The following is a 16,021-nucleotide window of genomic DNA, read 5'->3' as shown; positions in this document are numbered from 1 at the left end:
GGAGGAAAGCAATAAAAGGATTAGGCTCCATACCCCGGATATGTTTCTGCGAGCTGGGAGAAAACAAAGAAGGCGGATAATGTGGACGTTATACGATACTTACTGCGACGATTAAGGGCTTCCGCCGTTTTTGAAAGCGAACGCGCGGAGTATCCTCAGACTTTTTCCAAAGAATTAAATTATCAGTGCGGCCGGATTCTCTTTTTTGTTTCACTCACAACAACTTTTGCCTGGCTGCCCTATATTCCCCTGGACGGACATCTGCATCCGGAGGAACCGCTTCTTCCTGTGATCCGCATCGGGCTGTCTCTGGTCAGTCTGACAATTTTTATTCTTTATATGTCCCGGAAATTTCCCGAGCGCAACTTGCTGTTTGTTCATATGATCGGCGCCTACCTGGTGATATCCTGCGGTCTGATCACCGCTTTGACCAATGCCGATCCGGTTTATATGGGGGGGAACATCTTTGTCCTGACCCTGCTGGCCGTCGCACCGGCTGAAAGGCGAACGGCTCTGATGATTCTGGCCGCGTCTCTGGCCACATTTTTCATGGTCGGTTTTCTCAAAGGGATGTCTTTTGAAGCGATGAGTGCAAGATACAGTCTGCATAACTTGCTGAGCGCCAGCTTTGTCACCATTTTGTTCATTTATCTCCTCGATAATATGCGCTATGCAAGCTGGCTGAAATCAAAAAAAATAGAACAGCAAAGCGGGGAATTAAGATCCGACAAAGAAAAAATTGACAGGCTGCTTTTAAATATTCTGCCTCCTGCCGTTGCGAAGGAACTCAAGGATGATGGGTTTGTAAAGCCCGTCTTTTACGAATCCGCAACAATTGTTTTTACAGATATTGTTGGTTTTACTAAAATTACGGAAAAACTCACTCCTGATCAACTGGTCAGAGAACTCGATGAAGTGTTTTCCCGCTTTGACCGGGTGATGGACCAATACGGTCTGGAAAAACTTAAAACAATCGGTGACGCCTATATGTTTGCGGGAGGGGTGCCTGCAGCCAATAAGACCCATGAAATTGATGCGGTCCTCGGCGCTCTGGAGTTTCAGTCATTGATCGAAAAAATCAATAGAGAAAAAGCGGATAAAGGGCGTCCGGTATTTGAAATTCGAATTGGAATCAATACCGGACCTTTGATGGCCGGTGTTGTGGGTGAAAAGAAATTTGTCTATGATGTCTGGGGTGATTCGGTTAACGTGGCCAGCCGTATGGAATCGTCGGGCGAGAGGGGCCGGATCAACATTTCCGCATCGACATATGTCCGGGTTAAAGATTATTTTGAAACTGAAGCACGCGGACAAGTCATGGCGAAAAATAAAGGATCGGTGGAGATGTATTTTGTGAACAGAATCAAGAACGATTTTTCTTCCGACGCCGCCGGTTTGAAGCCCAATCACCACTTTCAGGAGATGCGACGGACTTGACCTTGGAAAATAATCGGGCAAGGCTGAACCGGTTTCGGCCCCGTTCTAAAACAGACACCTGATTCTAGGCGGAACATGACTCAGAAATGTTTATGTGGGTTAATCCACCCAGTCGTTGGCGATATTTAACCGCTTTAGTTTTTCCACCAGGGTGGTGCGATTGAGGTTGAGCAGTTTGGCTGCACGGTTTTTGACGCCACCGCTCATTTTCAGCGCTTTGAGCAGAAGCTCTTTCTCCAGACGGCTGACATGATCATTGAAGTCAATGCCATCTTCAGAAAATATGATGGTTCCTGAACCGACATTTCCACTGGGAGTGTTGCGAATTTTCGCGGGCAAATCGTCAACAGAGATTTCGCCTTCCTCCTTCATGACCACAAGCATTTCGATCAAATTCTGCAGCTCCCGCACATTGCCGGGCCAGTTATAGCGCATCAAATGATTGATAGCCTCGGGCGTGATGCGCTCAATATTTTTCTTTTTGAGCTTATTAAAATGCACTAAAAAATGATTGGCGAGAATCTGGATATCAGAACCGCGTTCACGTAAAGGCGGCAGGTTAATGGGAATAACGTTAATCCGGTAGAAAAGATCCTCTCGGAAATGCTTGTCAGCTACTGCCTTTTCCAGATTTTGGTTGGTGGCGGTGATAATGCGGATATCAACGTTGATGGTTTTAACGCCTCCAATCCGTTCAAACTGCTTTTCCTGTATGACACGCAGAACTTTCACCTGAAGGGAGGGGCTCATATCGCCTATTTCATCGAGAAATATCGTGCCGCCCTGAGCCAGTTCAAATCGACCTATGCGGTTGCGGATCGCGCCGGTAAAAGCACCTTTTTCGTGGCCGAAGAGTTCACTTTCGAGCAGGTCTTCCGGTATGGCGCCGCAGTTAACCGGGATGATCGGTTGATTCTTACGGTCGCTCTTGAAATGAATCTCCCGGGCGACCAGTTCCTTGCCGGTTCCGCTCTCACCGGTGATCAGCACGGTACTGTCGGAATTAGACACCTTCTCAATCGTGTCAAAAACTTTTTTCATGCAGTCACTGTAACCGATGATTTTATTAAAATCCTGTCTTTCCTTGAGGTTTTCTTTCAACGAAGCATTTTCATCGCGAAGCTTGGCAAAATTTATGGCGCGATTAACGGATAACTTGACCAGGTCATCTTTAATGGGTTTGGATATAAAATCGAAAGCGCCCATTTGCATGGCGGAAACGGCGGCATTAACCGTGGCGTGTCCGGTAATCATGATAACAATACAGTCAGGGTTGGCTTTTTTAATGTATTTGAGAAATTCCAGGCCGTCCACCTTTGGCATGCGCAGGTCTGTGATGATTAAGTCGTATGCATCTTCAAGGAAAGCTTTAATCCCTTCCTGTCCATCATTGACGGTTTTGACTTTATAACCTTCTTCGGTCAGTATTTCTTTGAGTGTTTCCCTGCTTTGTTCATTATCATCGGCAACGAGAATTTTTCCGTTTGTCATATGAATTCCTGTGGTTGGATTTAGACAATCTTTGTTCGTTATAAATTTGACGCATATTAAAATAAAAGCACATAAAACACAACAGTAAAGTGAGAGAAAGCGTCAAAATATAAACATTTAAGTTGGCAGCTGATAATCTCCGTCATAAAACCGACATTTATTTACAAATTGCTCTGAAATTTTCAAGTATTCTGTTTTTTTGCCGAATGTAAAAATGAATTATCATATAATCATTATATTTGTATTCATTGCGTAAAATAATTGCATATCGGAAATCAATGTTATAAGCTTGCAAAAATTGTTAATTAATGATGGGTGTGAAAAAAATCAGTTTCTTTAATTTAAATTCCTATCGATTAATAATTGTTCCAGTTCAAAAGATGTAATAAAGTAAATATTAAACTGCCATTTTAAAAAATGACAGTGAAAATGATTAAAAGGGTGTGCTCATCCATGTCCATGAATACCTTTGAATTGAAAAGCAGCGACTTCGAAAAAATAAGTCGTCTCGTTTATGAACAATGCGGAATTTTTCTGCACGAAGGTAAGAAGGAGCTGGTCAAAGCGCGTTTGAGCAAACGACTTCGGGCAGGCGGCTATAAATCCTTTACCGATTATTACCATTATGTTACAACCGAGCAGGGTACGGAGGAGTTGATCTCGATGATTGACTCCATCTCAACAAACTTAACGTCTTTTTTCCGCGAGGAAAGCCATTTCGTAAGACTTCGCCACATTTTGATGTCCGTTCTGGAAAAATCCGGACACCGGGGATCTCAAAATAGCTTCAAAATCTGGTCCGCGGGATGTTCGACCGGAGAAGAACCCTATACGCTGGCGATTACGGTTGCGGAAACCATTGGGCAAAAACACCTGGAAACCTCCATTCTGGCAACGGATATTTCCACAAAGGTACTACGGGTTGCCGAAGCCGGTATTTATGCTCAGGATAGGACAAAAGGAATTGCACCGCCTATTTTGAAAAAGTATTTTCAAGTCGGAACAGGGCAGTCTGAAGGATATGTCCGTATTAAAAGTGATCTGAAAAAAATGATCACATTCAAACGTTTCAATCTGATGGAAAGTTTTCATATCCAAGATACATACGATATTATTTTCTGTCGTAATGTAATGATTTATTTTGATAAAAAAACTCAGAATGTTCTGGTAAACAAGTTCTACGATTCTCTGAAAAGTGGTGGATATTTTTTTGTCGGTCATTCGGAAAGCTTAACCGGTTTAAAGCATCAATTTAACTATGTTGAACCGAGCGTTTATTTAAAATAATTATGAGCGATTTAATTGTCGGAATATCTGATATTAAGGTCAGTAATGGTATGAACGACGTAATTATTACGTATGCGTTGGGTTCATGCATCGGCATTGCTGTGTATGATCCGTTTGCCAAAGTCGGAGGACTGTTGCATTACATGCTGCCGGATTCTAATCTCGACGAGAGGAAGGCTAAAGATAATCCTGCGATGTTTGCCGATACGGGCATTCCATCGTTGTTTAAAGCCTGTTATGCTTTGGGGGCGGAAAAGAAACGAATGATTGTTAAAGTGGCCGGAGGAGCAAGTATTCTGGATGACACTAATTTTTTTCGTATCGGCCAGAAAAATATCATGGCTATGAGAAAAATATTCTGGAAAAATAATGTCATGGTTAATGCCGAAGATACGGGCGCGAATCATAATCGTACCGTTCGTCTGGAAATGGCTACGGGGAAAACTTTTGTTCGAACCTCTGGAGGTGAAATGAAAGAACTATGAATGCAGTCAAACGTATCCTGAAATCAATTGATACCATTCCGGCATTTCCTGCGACAGGCAACAAAGTTGCTCAATTGCTCAGCAAGCCTGACTACTCCGTTCTGCAGGTTGCCAATGTTGTTAAATATGATCCTTCCATAACGGCAAATATTCTGAAGATGGCCAACTCATCTTATTTCGGTTCTCAACATAAAATCAGCACAATCAACGATGCCGTCATGTACCTGGGGCAGAAAAATCTTCTGCGGGCGATTCAGACGGCCGGCATTTCCAAATATTATAAAAAAGGTTCATCCGGTTATTACGATAAAGCGACGGATTTGTGGGAGCATTCCGTGGCTGTGGCTTTAATGTCGCAGATCTTGTCAAAGAAGATTACCGGCGATGAGAATACGACACTTTATACAGCGGCACTTCTGCATGATGTGGGTAAAATCATTATGGGCGAGTTTGTCCGTGATGAAATGAAAAAAATCGTGATGCTTGTATCCGAACACCACATGTCCTTTCTGGAAGCGGAGGAAACGGTTCTGGGGATCAATCATGCGGATCTGGGCGGGAAAATTGCCGAACACTGGAATTTTCCGATAGAAATTCGAGACGCAATTTCTTATCATCACCGGCCGGATCTGCTGGAAAAGGAAGATAAAGTCATGCCATGGATTGTTTACATGGCAGATGAAGCGTGCTTGATGATGGGGATCGGCAGCGCCGTGGAAGGCCTGGCCCAGCGCGCGGTAGGAGAATTGCTCAAGAAATTTAATTTGAGAATGAAGGATTTGGAAAAAAGTATGGTGATGTTGTCGGACGATTTAAATAGTGCCAAAGAACTCATTAGTATTGTATAGTCATATTAAGGGAAGGTGACATTATGTCATTTAATGTTTTAATCGTGGATGATTCCAATTCTATTCGGGCGGTTATTAAAAAAATTGTAACCATATCCGGGTTTCAGATGGATAACTGCCTGGAAGCGGAAAATGGAAGAGAGGCTATGGAGCTGCTTGCCCACAACTGGGTGGATGTGATCATTTCCGATATAAACATGCCGGAAGTCAATGGTCTCGAATTTCTTGAACTATTGGCAAAAAACGAGACCTTGAAAGAAATCCCGGTGATCATGATCACGACGGAAGGCTCTGATCAGCGAATGAAGGAAGCTTTTGCCCGCGGGGCGAAAGGTTTTATCAAGAAACCCTTTTTGCCGGAAGAAATCAAAAAGGTTCTTTACGAAGTCATAGGAGTCGGGAAAGATGGCCAATACGAAGAAGATTCAAGAACTGCTGATGAACTCGATTTTTGAAGTGTTCGAAAAAATGTTTTTTGTTTTTCTTGAACCTTTTGATGAAGATATCCAGTATGACATGGTGACATCCATTAAATTCAGCGGGCCAATCAAAGGAGAAATCAAGACGTATTTATCCAGGGGGGTGGCGTCCCTTATGGTGCAAAACATGCTTGGTCTTGCGCCGAAGGATATAACGGATAAAACCCTGGAAGATTGCGCCAAAGAAGCATTGAACATGATCGCCGGAAGTTTTCTCAATAAACTGGATTCAGCACAGGTCTTTGATTTATCGATTCCCGAGTATGAGGGGAAAACAGGTAAATTCAATGAAGATAAAGATAGTAATGCGATCTTGAATTTGACATTTGATTCGGATGACCAGTATCTGGGCATTTCCATGAATCTGGAAACCGAGCAGAAATAAAGCGCGATTCATCAAAACTGAAAGAGGGCAGGTTCCTCCATGCTGAGAAGGACGGCAAAGTGAACAAAATAAAGGTACTCGTTGTTGATGACTCCGCGATCGTCAGGAAAGTATTTTCGGAAGAGCTTTCGAAATATCCTGATATCCAGGTGATTGGTGTGGCGCCGGATCCCTATATTGCCCGGGAAAAGATCGTCAACCTGAAGCCGGACGTTATTACCCTGGATATTGAAATGCCGCGCATGGATGGTCTGACATTTCTGAGAAAACTGATGAAGTACTATCCGATTCCGGCGATCATTGTCAGTTCTCTGACTCCCCAGGGGGGAAAATTGACTTTGGAAGCCATGGATATCGGGGCTGTTGATGTGATTGCCAAGCCCAGCACGGCTTATAGCGTTGGTGATATGTCGGCTCAACTGGCGGATAAGATCCGGGCGGCGTCCAGGGTCAGAATTACAAAAAGGGATGAAACGGTTCAAGAAGACGCCGCAACGGCGGAGCCCATTCGTGCGCTGGCTCAAACGTCCAACAAGGTAATTGCGATCGGCGCTTCTACGGGAGGAACGGAAGCTCTGAAAAATGTTTTAACCAAAATGCCCCCTAATTCTCCGGGGATTGTTATCGTTCAGCATATGCCGGCCAATTTTACAACGGCATTTGCGGCCAGACTCAACGACCTTTCTCAAATATCGGTTAAAGAAGCCCAGGATAATGATTCAGTTACACCGGGGACAGCTCTTCTTGCGCCCGGTAATTTTCATATGATTCTCAGAAGAAGCGGGGCAAGATATTATGTGGAAGTTAAAACCGGCCCCATGGTTCATCATCAGCGTCCCGCGGTCGATGTCCTGTTTAAGTCAACAGCAAAATATGCCGGGGCAAACGCAATCGGCGTCATATTGACCGGGATGGGATCAGATGGTGCGGAAGGATTGCTGGAAATGAAAAATGCGGGAGCAAGTACCATTGCGCAGGACGAGAAATCCTGTGTTGTGTTTGGCATGCCCAAAGAAGCCATAAAACTGGGCGCGGCGGATAAAGTGGTTTCAATCGAAAAGATCGCTTCAGAAATAGTTAAAATGGTGTGATTATGGATTATGAAAATTTGATTAAACTTTTAAACACATTGGCCCAGGAATATCTTTTTATGGATACCAAAGATGTGGATATTCCAATGGCAGGCAAGTTGCTTAATCATCTTGAACTGATTATGGATGAGGCGAAAAAACTCAAAATCACTCCCATAAGAAGTTGTGCGTCCAGCCTGACCCAGATCCTGGAAAAAACCATTTTAGGCGGAATTGACGACAAAGACACGGCTGCAAGCCTGTTGGAGAGCGGAATTCACCTGATGCAGGAGATCGCCGACAGCTACAATAATACGGGTAAGTACGACGGCAATATCCAGGAATTTCTTGTCAAAAGCAGTGCGCTGGCCGGTGTGGCCAGTGTGGCAAGTGTTTCCAATGATTCGGAAAATCAACCGGATCAGATCAGGGAGGCGGCCAGTGAAAATAAACCGGAAAGCAGCGATAAAATCGAGATACAGGATGAATCGCTTACCCGTGACTTCATTGCTGAAGGCCTGGAATATATCGAAGAGATTGAAATCAATATTCTTAATCTGGAAAATGAACCGGAAAACAAAGATTATATTAACGCCATTTTTCGTCCTTTCCATTCCATCAAGGGGGTAGCCAGTTTTCTAAATCTGGAAAAAATCCGTTCTCTGGCGCACAATCTGGAAAGCCTTTTGGACAAAACCCGTAATGGTGAAATATCCGTTACGCCCCCTTTAATTGATGTCGTCCTGGATGGTGCGGATGTCCTGAAAACATTAATTGGACAACTCCGGGACGTTCTGGAGGGGAAAACAGAGGAGCCGGCTGATTTGGATATTCCCGCGCTGACAACCAGAATCCACAGAATCGAGCAAGGTTTTGATACGGAAGCCGGCAGTAAAAAAATCGGCGATATTCTGGTGGATGACGGTATTATTTCCAAGGAAAAACTGGAACAGACGCTGAAAGCAAATGCATCATCACCGGATAAAAAAATCGGTCAGACTCTCATTGAAGAAGGCATCGTCAAACCCAAACAGGTATCACAGGCATTGCGCAAACAGGTTGATCAGGTCACGGATTTAACCACGATCCGCGTGGATACCAATAAACTGGATGATTTAATTGATATGGTCGGCGAACTGGTGATTACCCAGTCGATGATTTCCCAGGATCTGAAAAATCAGGTTAATGCCGACAAAAGACTGACCCGGGATATTTCTCAGTTTTTCCGGATTACCTCAGCCTTGCAGCGTGTATCCACCAGTCTGAGAATGATTCCCATCAAGCAGACGTTTCAGCGCATGTCCCGTTTGGTTCGGGATTTGGCCAAGAATGCGGGGAAAAATGTTTCAGTGGAACTGGTGGGTGAAGATACGGAAATCGATCGCAACATGGTTGATGAAATCTATAATCCGCTGGTGCACATGATCCGGAATTCAGTAGATCATGGTCTGGAAACGACGGAAGATAGAATCAAAGCGGGGAAATCAGAAAAAGGAATGATTACCCTGAAGGCTTATCATCGCGGCGGAAACATCGTGATAGAAATTGCCGATGACGGTAAAGGACTGGACAAACAAAAAATTATTAACAAGGCCATTAAATCAGGCATCATCCAGACGGATGAAAACCTCAGTGATCAGGAAATCTTCAAGCTTATTTTTATGCCGGGTTTATCCACTGCGGCAAAAGTAACAGACGTATCCGGGCGCGGTGTCGGTATGGATGTCGTCAAGCGTGCCGTGGAAAAACTGCGCGGTAAAATAGAAATCGAAAGTACGATCGGTGAAGGAACAACCTTCATTACGCGCTTCCCCCTGACACTGGCCATTATTGACGGCATGATTGTAAAAGTGGGTACCGAAAGCTATATCCTCCCCACGATATCCATCCGCCAGGCTTTGCGCCCGACGCGTGCAAGTTACACCAGTGTGGTAGGCCGCGGTGAAATGATAAACGCGATGGGACAACTGATGCCTCTGATTCGCATGTATGATTTATTTGATATTGAGCCGGAGCATAAGGAACCCTGGGATGCTATTGTTGTTGTTGTCGATAGTGAAAGCGGATCAAGGTGTTTAATGGTCGACAAAATTATCGGCAAGGCGGAAGTCGTAGTCAAGGGCCTCGGGGAAGGGTTAAAAAATATCAAGGGATTAGCCGGCGGCGCAATTCTGGGTAATGGCCGCATTGGCTTAATTATTGATACGGAAGGGTTGTTTGAGCTGGCTCAGGAACGTTAACTGAATTCTAAGATTCAGTGAAATTGATAAATAAATTTAGTGAGGTAATATATGAATGAAAAGAATATTAAGGTTTTGATCGTTGATGATTTTGCTACCATGAGAAAAGTGGTTCGCAATCTCTTGAAACAGGTCGGATATGAAGATATTGTGGAAGCGGAAGACGGCGTTATGGCGCTCAAAGCGCTCAAGTCACAGAAAATTGATGTGATTGTCTCCGACTGGAATATGCCGAACATGACGGGTTTGGAATTACTCAAAGCCGTGCGTGCAGACGAGGAACTGGCCAAAACGCCATTTCTTATGGTAACGGCAGAGGCGCTTCAGGACAACGTGGTTGCAGCGGTCAAGGCGGGCGTCAATAATTATATTGTTAAACCTTTTACGGCTGAAGTGCTCAATGAAAAAATAAAAAAAATCATGGAAAGCATTAATAAGTAATCAACGATTATGCTGGGAAACAACCAAGAAGGGGAATATATGAACGTTAAATTTATTAATCCTTTTTTAGAAGGAACCACCAACGTATTAAAAACTATGGCGTTTGTCGAACCACGCGCGGGAAAGCCATATCTGAAAATGGATAATCTGGCCAAAGGAGACATCTCGGGCATTATCGGACTGACCGGATCGGCCACCGGTTCGCTGGCTCTTAGCTTTAGTGAAGGGGCGATTTTTAAAATTGTCTCCAATATGCTGGGAGAAAATATTACAACGATGAATAGTGATATCAAGGACGCCGTAGGCGAAATTACGAATATGATTTCCGGTGTTGCACGGAAAAATCTGGAAGCGGAAGGTTTTTACATTCAGGCGGCCATTCCTACGGTTGTTTCAGGAAAGAATCACTCCATTTCTCATGTGATGGGCGGGCCGAGTTTGATTATTCCCTTTGAAATTGATGAAGGGACGTTTGTTGTGGATGTGTGCCTGTCGGAATAGTTCACTCTTTCGATTGGAGGACGATGACGCTGATCCGGCGGTTGCGCTGATCGCGGGAGTCCAGCGGCAGCAGCAATTCCTGATCGGCATAACCGACAACACGGGCAATGCGATTAGACGGCGTACCGCTTTCTTCCAGAACACGCCGGGCGGCGGAAGCACGGGCAGTAGACAACTCCCAGTTGGTAATTTGCCCGCCTTTAAAAGGCGCGGAATCTGTATGACCTTCCACCACTACTTTCCCCGGTATTTCATTAATATTATCGGCAACCAGTTTCAGGATTTCTCTGGCTTTCGGGGTCGGCTTATCTGATCCCAGCGGAAACATCATCGACCCCTCCGTATCGATAACCTGGATTCGTATACCGCCTTCAATCACGTCCACAAGGATTTGGTCTCTGATTCCCGCCATTTTATCATCAATCGACGTGCGAATTTTTTTCACAATTTCTTCATCATTGACGGTGACATTTTTTTTGATTTTCTTTCTGAATTCCGTTTCACCTTTTCCGCGGGCGTTACTATAAGGCGCTTTGAGGGATTCGTTGCCGACATCATTTACAAATCTTGGATCGGTTACGTTTGAATCTTTGGTTTTTATGGCCGATGAACCGCTCTCCTGAAATACACTGTAATGGCGGAAATATTCTGAAAGTGCCGCTCTTTTTACGTCGGAAACCATGCTGAGCAGCCACAGCAGAAGAAAGAAGGCCATCATGGCTGTGACAAAATCGGCATAGGCGACTTTCCAGGATCCGCCATGCGCGCCTCCGGCCTGTTTCTTCTTTACCTTCTTAATGATGATTTGCTGATGACGTTCTTCCATTCAGGTGATCATTTCCTCTGGAAAATGAATATCAATCTTATTTTTTGGCCGCACGCAGCGCGTCTTCCATTTCAATAAAAGATGGTTTTGCCTCAGCCGGTATAACACGCCGGCCGAATTCCACAGCTACTTTCGGCGCAGCGCCGCCGCCGATGAAAGCCAGGAGCGCCACTTTGACCACATTAAGGTATTGCAAATCTTCGTTGGCGATAAACTCCATATTTTTCGCCATCGGGCCGACGTAACCATAACACAGCAAAACGCCGGTAAACGTTCCGACCAGCGCCGCGCCGATGCTGGCCCCCAGGACTTCGGGCGGCTCCTTGATCTTGCCCATGGTGAGAACAACCCCCATAACGGCGGCGACAATGCCCAGTCCCGGCAAACCGTCGGCTACAGTAGCGACGCTGTGAGCGGGAGCCAGGGCTTCTTCGTGATAAGCTTCCAATTCCTGATCAATGAGGGCTTCCAGTTCATGGGGTGCAATAGTGGTGGTCATAACCGTACGCAGCGTGTCCGTGATCAGACTGATGACTGCATGATTTTTTAAAATCTGGGGGTACGGGGAAAAAAGCGGACTTTGCACAGGATCATCTACGTCCGATTCGATGGACACAAGCCCTTGCTGACGGATTTTATAAAATATGCCGTTGATCATCAGGAGAACTTCAATATAATCTTTTTTGGCATAAGGTTTGTTCGTGAAAATACGGGCAACAGAAGCCCCGGTTGCCTTGATCACTTTCATAGGTGAGGCAACGAAAAAACCGCCGAGCGCCGCGCCACCGATAATCATCAGTTCAACAGGCTGAAAAATAACGGAAAGATTCCCGCCTTCGAGAAGATAGCCGCCAATGACGCAAACCGTAACAATGACAAAACCGATAATAGGAATCATGAGTTAAGGGATTTACCTCCTTCTTTCCCGCAGGATTTCCCTTTCCGTTTCAAAGACGAAGCGAGTAATTTCGTCACGGATGAAATCGTCAATATTGATGAATTGGACGGATAAGTTATAGTCCGGATGAGGTTTGGAAACTTCCACAACTTCACCATATAAAAAGAGCGCAATCGTTTTTTGCATGCCGAGCAGGACTTTTATTTCCAGAACATCACCCGTTGCAAAAGATTCATGCGTGTTAAAGCTCATTCCACCGCCGCTGATGTTTACTTTCGTAATATTCAGACGGTTAAACCCGTCTTGATGAAGAGTCATCATGCGGATAATTTCGTCAAGCTTGGAATTAATGGATTGAAGCCATTGTGCCATTAATTGATCATCAGGATTCGGCAATGACTTATACTCCGCAAGAATTGATTCACCCGCTAATCGAGAACGGACCGCGTCTCTCTGCTCAAGCTTAATCAGCTTATATTCAAAGGGTATATGGGCATCAACTCTTGAATATTCTCTTTTGTCGTCAGTGCCGTCCCGGTCCGTATTCATGTCACTCATCGTTGCTCCCTGGGAAAAAAAGTGATAATTTTCGTTAAATAATGCAAGTCAGGTGCCACATTTAAAATTATTACACATCCTGTAAATACAGCAACTCCGCCGGCATTCTCTGCCCTATCAGGTTATATATCGGTACTCGTGTCAATATCTTGACTGCAAAGCTGGCTATTTGACAGAATAATAACAGATCAGGAGATGTCTTTCCTGTTTTTTTTAATATTTGTGCAAGAAAACATTGGAGAAATCTTATGGTATGTAAATTGCTATTCTTAATAAAAAAATGTTTTTTTCTTTTGAAGAGACGTGAAAATGGGATGTAAGAAAGACACTTTTATTAAAGAAATATTTTTATTCATGATATCGTGTTGCCTGACCATGATCTGGGCCGGTCCGGTCAGTGCTGCAATATATTCCATTCATTTAGCGTCATACAAAACACTTGACCAGGCAGAAATCGACCTGAGTAAACTGCGTTCACAAGGCTTTGCTGCATTCGTGAGTGAAGCCGATGTTCCGGGAAGTGGTAAGTGGTATCGCGTATATTCAGGAAAATACGAAACCAGGCAAAAAGCTGCCGCAGCCGCGGAGGAAATGAAACGTAAAAATCAAATAGACAAGGTTTTCATCCATCTCCTCCCCCGGATAAAATCCGAGACTGCGGTAAAAGCGGTGCGTTTAAAAGAACCAGACCGAACACGCTCCTCCTCTTCGTCTGTGGTGGTTGTCGGCAATAAAACATCCAAACGTTATCATTTGCCGGGCATGCCTTTTTACAATAAAGTCAAAACATATCACCGAATATTATTTCGATCTGAACAGGAAGCCATCGACGCGGGGTATTATAAGGCAGAAACGGGGCAAGAGACGGCACGGCCGGAATCAAAACAAAAGCAATTCAGTAAAAAAGAAACTTTCAAGGCAGCTTCGAATCGTCAACAGACTGGTGATGAAGCAAAAAAGACGGCGCCTCAAAAAAAAGAAGCTTTTAAGGCGCTCATCATGGGAAATGAAAAATTAATGCCGCCGCCGCCCAAATTGGTGGATGCCGAGAAATCAAAGGATGAGGTCTTTAAAGAGCCCGATGAAAAAGATATTATGGAACCCCGCTCGGAATCGGCTCTGTACAACAAGGCACTGGATGAATTGAAAGAAAAGAAATATAATCAGGCCCTGACCACGTTTAAAGAATTCATTTCACGCAATGATACAGGCAAGGAATGGGGGCAACGGGCCCTGCGTCACATGGCGGATTGCCATTACTGGCTGGGCAAAGAAGGAAGCAAGGAAAACATGTTGATTGCTGCGGAATTTTATAAGAACACGCTTGCAAATTTCCCGGATCCGCGAAAAGAAAACGCTTTAACCTATTACCGGTTGGCTAAAACATATGAGCATATCAAATACTATCCGGAGGCGACCAGACAATATCAAAATCTGATTGCTAAATATCCGGACTCGCCTTATGCACCGGAGGCCTATTTTAATATCGGTCAAATCTATTACACGGACGGAAAGTATAGTCAGGCTTCAGAGTCTTTGATCCGCTATCTGATGAAATATCGCGGAGGGGTGAATGCCAAGAAATCTTTTTATTTAATTGCTCACTCTTTTTATAAAGCAAAACAATCCGCAAATGCCGAAGTCTGGTTTCGCGAAGCACAGAAAAAATGGCCGAGCATAGCGGCAATGCCTAAAGAACTCGTACTGGATTACGGATTTCATAAGATATCCTTAAGACGTTTCGACGAAGCCATCAATGCATTTTCCGCCTATGCAAATCTTTATCCTAATGATGAAAAAATAAAAGAAGTATTGATGCTGCTCGCCTCCGCCTATCGGCAGTCCGGCCAATTATCACCGGCTCTGGCTGTTTATGACCGGGTGATTGAAAAATACCCCGACACAAAAGAGGCTAATGAAAGTATGCTGGCCATGGCGTCCATGGGTGTTGAGAAGCCGGGTATTAAAGTATTTCGTTTTTTAAATCATATCCATTATTATAGAGATCCGATGGATACTTATGATACATTAATCATGAAAAATGCCACAGGGGATATTGGCGAAGAAGCCATGCTGCAAAAAGCAGCCACTCTGGTTAAAAAAGGACAGGGGCGAAGGGCGGCTGATGTTTATCTCGATTTTCTCCGTCAATATCCGCAAAGTAAAAAAGTTGCCGATGCCGCACAAGGATTGAAAACCGCATCGAGCGCGCTTATTGATGAATATTATGCCAGGAAAGATTATCTTGCCGTAGCTTATGTCTATTTCAAATCTTACGGCGCTGTCGCCTTGCAGGCAGATGAGTACCCTCAAGTCAATAAAATAGCGCTCAGCTTGAAAGAACTCGGTTTTACGGATGACTATTTGAGTATCCTGACCCGCTATCTGAATGTTGCAGGAGATGAAAATATCAGGAATAAGGTGTCGATGGATATTGCTGAAGGCCTGATCATTCAGGGGAAATATGATGATGCTCAAAAGAACCTCAACGTACTGGCTGCAAAAACATCCGTTAAAAAAAGCAAAATGATGACGGAGATACAAAAATATCTTGCTGAGATCGCTTATCGCAAACAGGAATATGATCAGGCTGTTGCCAATTATGCTGCCGTTTTACGATCCGGCCATGAACTTTCCGATCCGGGGCTGATTTATGCCAATTATGCGCGTTCGCTTAATGAGCGAAAGGACAATGCTCAGGCCCTGCAAAATTATCTGACGGCCGCCAAATATCTGAACGAGGAAAAACAGAAAAAGGCCAGCACGGGGATCACTTACAAAGAAATCGGAGATTTGTATTTGAAAAGCAACAATCTGGCAGGCGGGCTTGATATGTACAATAAAGCTCTGGCCTCTACAACGGATAAGGAATTAAAGTTATGGTCACAATTTCTTATGGGGGAAATCTACTTAAAAATGAATAAAACTGATCAGGCGCAAAATATATTCGCACAAATGAAAGTTGCCTCAGGACCGGAAGGTTTCTGGACAAAGGCGGTTGATTTTTATATAGCCGATTCCAAGTGGTGGGAAAAATACGGCAATACCGTAAAAAAATGATGGCGACAGGATAAC

15 protein-coding genes are annotated in these 16,021 nt (G+C 44.3%); 11 read left to right on the top strand and 4 right to left on the bottom strand.

Annotation, left to right across the window (positions count from 1 at the left end; all coding sequences use genetic code 11):
* Positions 1–81: 81 nt before the first annotated feature.
* Entirely contained in the window at positions 82–1,437 is a 1,356-nt protein-coding gene (locus tag CVU71_03280; protein ID PKN20815.1) for a hypothetical protein, read from the top strand.
* Positions 1,438–1,536: 99 nt separating this feature from the next.
* On the opposite strand, the gene CVU71_03275 is transcribed toward CVU71_03280, so the two are convergent.
* A complete protein-coding gene (locus CVU71_03275) occupies positions 1,537–2,928 on the bottom strand; it encodes a DNA-binding response regulator (GenBank protein PKN20814.1) in 1,392 nt (463 codons plus the stop codon).
* A 429-nt stretch (positions 2,929–3,357) separates the two neighbouring features.
* Between CVU71_03275 and CVU71_03270 the strand changes: the two genes are divergently transcribed.
* Genes CVU71_03270 through CVU71_03230 form a run of 9 tightly spaced genes read left to right on the top strand, consistent with a single transcriptional unit; the run spans position 3,358 to position 10,664 of the window.
* Entirely contained in the window at positions 3,358–4,215 is an 858-nt protein-coding gene (locus CVU71_03270) for a protein-glutamate O-methyltransferase (protein PKN20813.1), read from the top strand.
* 2 nt (positions 4,216–4,217) lie between these two features.
* Positions 4,218–4,700 carry a chemotaxis protein CheD gene (locus tag CVU71_03265; protein ID PKN20812.1) on the top strand — a complete coding sequence of 161 codons (483 nt, stop codon included), beginning with the start codon at positions 4,218–4,220 and terminating at the stop codon, positions 4,698–4,700.
* Positions 4,697–5,548 carry a hypothetical protein gene (locus CVU71_03260; protein ID PKN20811.1) on the top strand — a complete coding sequence of 284 codons (852 nt, stop codon included), beginning with the start codon at positions 4,697–4,699 and terminating at the stop codon, positions 5,546–5,548. The genes CVU71_03265 and CVU71_03260 overlap by 4 nt, the downstream gene beginning before the upstream one ends.
* 23 nt (positions 5,549–5,571) lie before the next feature.
* Entirely contained in the window at positions 5,572–6,003 is a 432-nt protein-coding gene (locus tag CVU71_03255) for a response regulator (GenBank protein ID PKN20810.1), read from the top strand.
* Entirely contained in the window at positions 5,954–6,412 is a 459-nt protein-coding gene (locus CVU71_03250) for a hypothetical protein (protein PKN20809.1), read from the top strand. Before CVU71_03255 ends, CVU71_03250 begins: the two co-directional genes overlap by 50 nt.
* 59 nt (positions 6,413–6,471) lie before the next feature.
* Positions 6,472–7,503 (top strand): chemotaxis response regulator protein-glutamate methylesterase, encoded by a 1,032-nt coding sequence (locus tag CVU71_03245; protein ID PKN20808.1) that lies wholly within the window; start codon positions 6,472–6,474, stop codon positions 7,501–7,503.
* Positions 7,504–7,505: 2 nt separating this feature from the next.
* Positions 7,506–9,722 carry a chemotaxis protein CheA gene (locus tag CVU71_03240; protein PKN20807.1) on the top strand — a complete coding sequence of 739 codons (2,217 nt, stop codon included), beginning with the start codon at positions 7,506–7,508 and terminating at the stop codon, positions 9,720–9,722.
* Between the two features lie 51 nt (positions 9,723–9,773).
* Entirely contained in the window at positions 9,774–10,163 is a 390-nt protein-coding gene (locus tag CVU71_03235; protein ID PKN20806.1) for a response regulator, read from the top strand.
* Positions 10,164–10,202: 39 nt separating this feature from the next.
* A complete protein-coding gene (locus CVU71_03230) occupies positions 10,203–10,664 on the top strand; it encodes a chemotaxis protein CheX (protein PKN21051.1) in 462 nt (153 codons plus the stop codon).
* A 1-nt stretch (position 10,665) separates the two neighbouring features.
* Here CVU71_03230 and CVU71_03225 read toward each other — a convergent pair whose 3' ends face one another.
* From CVU71_03225 to CVU71_03215, 3 genes are read right to left on the bottom strand one after another with little or no spacing between them, the layout of a single operon-like run.
* Positions 10,666–11,490 carry a chemotaxis protein gene (locus tag CVU71_03225; protein ID PKN20805.1) on the bottom strand — a complete coding sequence of 275 codons (825 nt, stop codon included), beginning with the start codon at positions 11,488–11,490 and terminating at the stop codon, positions 10,666–10,668.
* Between the two features lie 37 nt (positions 11,491–11,527).
* Positions 11,528–12,388, bottom strand: a complete 861-nt coding sequence (gene motA, locus CVU71_03220) for a flagellar motor stator protein MotA (protein PKN20804.1) — start codon at positions 12,386–12,388, stop codon at positions 11,528–11,530.
* 12 nt (positions 12,389–12,400) lie between these two features.
* Positions 12,401–12,946, bottom strand: a complete 546-nt coding sequence (locus tag CVU71_03215; GenBank protein ID PKN20803.1) for a hypothetical protein — start codon at positions 12,944–12,946, stop codon at positions 12,401–12,403.
* 309 nt (positions 12,947–13,255) lie between these two features.
* On the opposite strand from CVU71_03215, the gene CVU71_03210 reads away from it, so the two are divergent.
* Complete coding sequence (locus CVU71_03210; GenBank protein PKN20802.1) at positions 13,256–16,006, top strand: hypothetical protein; 2,751 nt, start codon at positions 13,256–13,258, stop codon at positions 16,004–16,006.
* The last annotated feature ends 15 nt before the right edge of the window (positions 16,007–16,021 follow it).

The organism is Deltaproteobacteria bacterium HGW-Deltaproteobacteria-6, from assembly GCA_002840435.1.
Taxonomy (GTDB): domain Bacteria; phylum Desulfobacterota; class Syntrophia; order Syntrophales; family Smithellaceae; genus UBA8904.
Note: the sequence above shows the minus strand (reverse complement) of the source record. Positions and strands in the feature narration are given on the sequence as shown.

What these genes read in the sequence shown, in the direction of transcription:
- CVU71_03275 (PKN20814.1), bottom strand. Translation starts at nt 2,928, where the DNA reads ATGACAAACGGAAAAATTCTCGTTGCCGATGATAATGAACAAAGCAGG.
- CVU71_03270 (PKN20813.1), top strand. Translation starts at nt 3,358, where the DNA reads ATGATTAAAAGGGTGTGCTCATCCATGTCCATGAATACCTTTGAATTG.
- CVU71_03265 (PKN20812.1), top strand. Translation starts at nt 4,218, where the DNA reads ATGAGCGATTTAATTGTCGGAATATCTGATATTAAGGTCAGTAATGGT.
- CVU71_03260 (PKN20811.1), top strand. Translation starts at nt 4,697, where the DNA reads ATGAATGCAGTCAAACGTATCCTGAAATCAATTGATACCATTCCGGCA.
- CVU71_03255 (PKN20810.1), top strand. Translation starts at nt 5,572, where the DNA reads ATGTCATTTAATGTTTTAATCGTGGATGATTCCAATTCTATTCGGGCG.
- CVU71_03250 (PKN20809.1), top strand. Translation starts at nt 5,954, where the DNA reads ATGGCCAATACGAAGAAGATTCAAGAACTGCTGATGAACTCGATTTTT.
- CVU71_03240 (PKN20807.1), top strand. Translation starts at nt 7,506, where the DNA reads ATGGATTATGAAAATTTGATTAAACTTTTAAACACATTGGCCCAGGAA.
- CVU71_03235 (PKN20806.1), top strand. Translation starts at nt 9,774, where the DNA reads ATGAATGAAAAGAATATTAAGGTTTTGATCGTTGATGATTTTGCTACC.
- CVU71_03230 (PKN21051.1), top strand. Translation starts at nt 10,203, where the DNA reads ATGAACGTTAAATTTATTAATCCTTTTTTAGAAGGAACCACCAACGTA.
- CVU71_03225 (PKN20805.1), bottom strand. Translation starts at nt 11,490, where the DNA reads ATGGAAGAACGTCATCAGCAAATCATCATTAAGAAGGTAAAGAAGAAA.
- motA (PKN20804.1), bottom strand. Translation starts at nt 12,388, where the DNA reads ATGATTCCTATTATCGGTTTTGTCATTGTTACGGTTTGCGTCATTGGC.
- CVU71_03215 (PKN20803.1), bottom strand. Translation starts at nt 12,946, where the DNA reads ATGAGTGACATGAATACGGACCGGGACGGCACTGACGACAAAAGAGAA.
- CVU71_03210 (PKN20802.1), top strand. Translation starts at nt 13,256, where the DNA reads ATGGGATGTAAGAAAGACACTTTTATTAAAGAAATATTTTTATTCATG.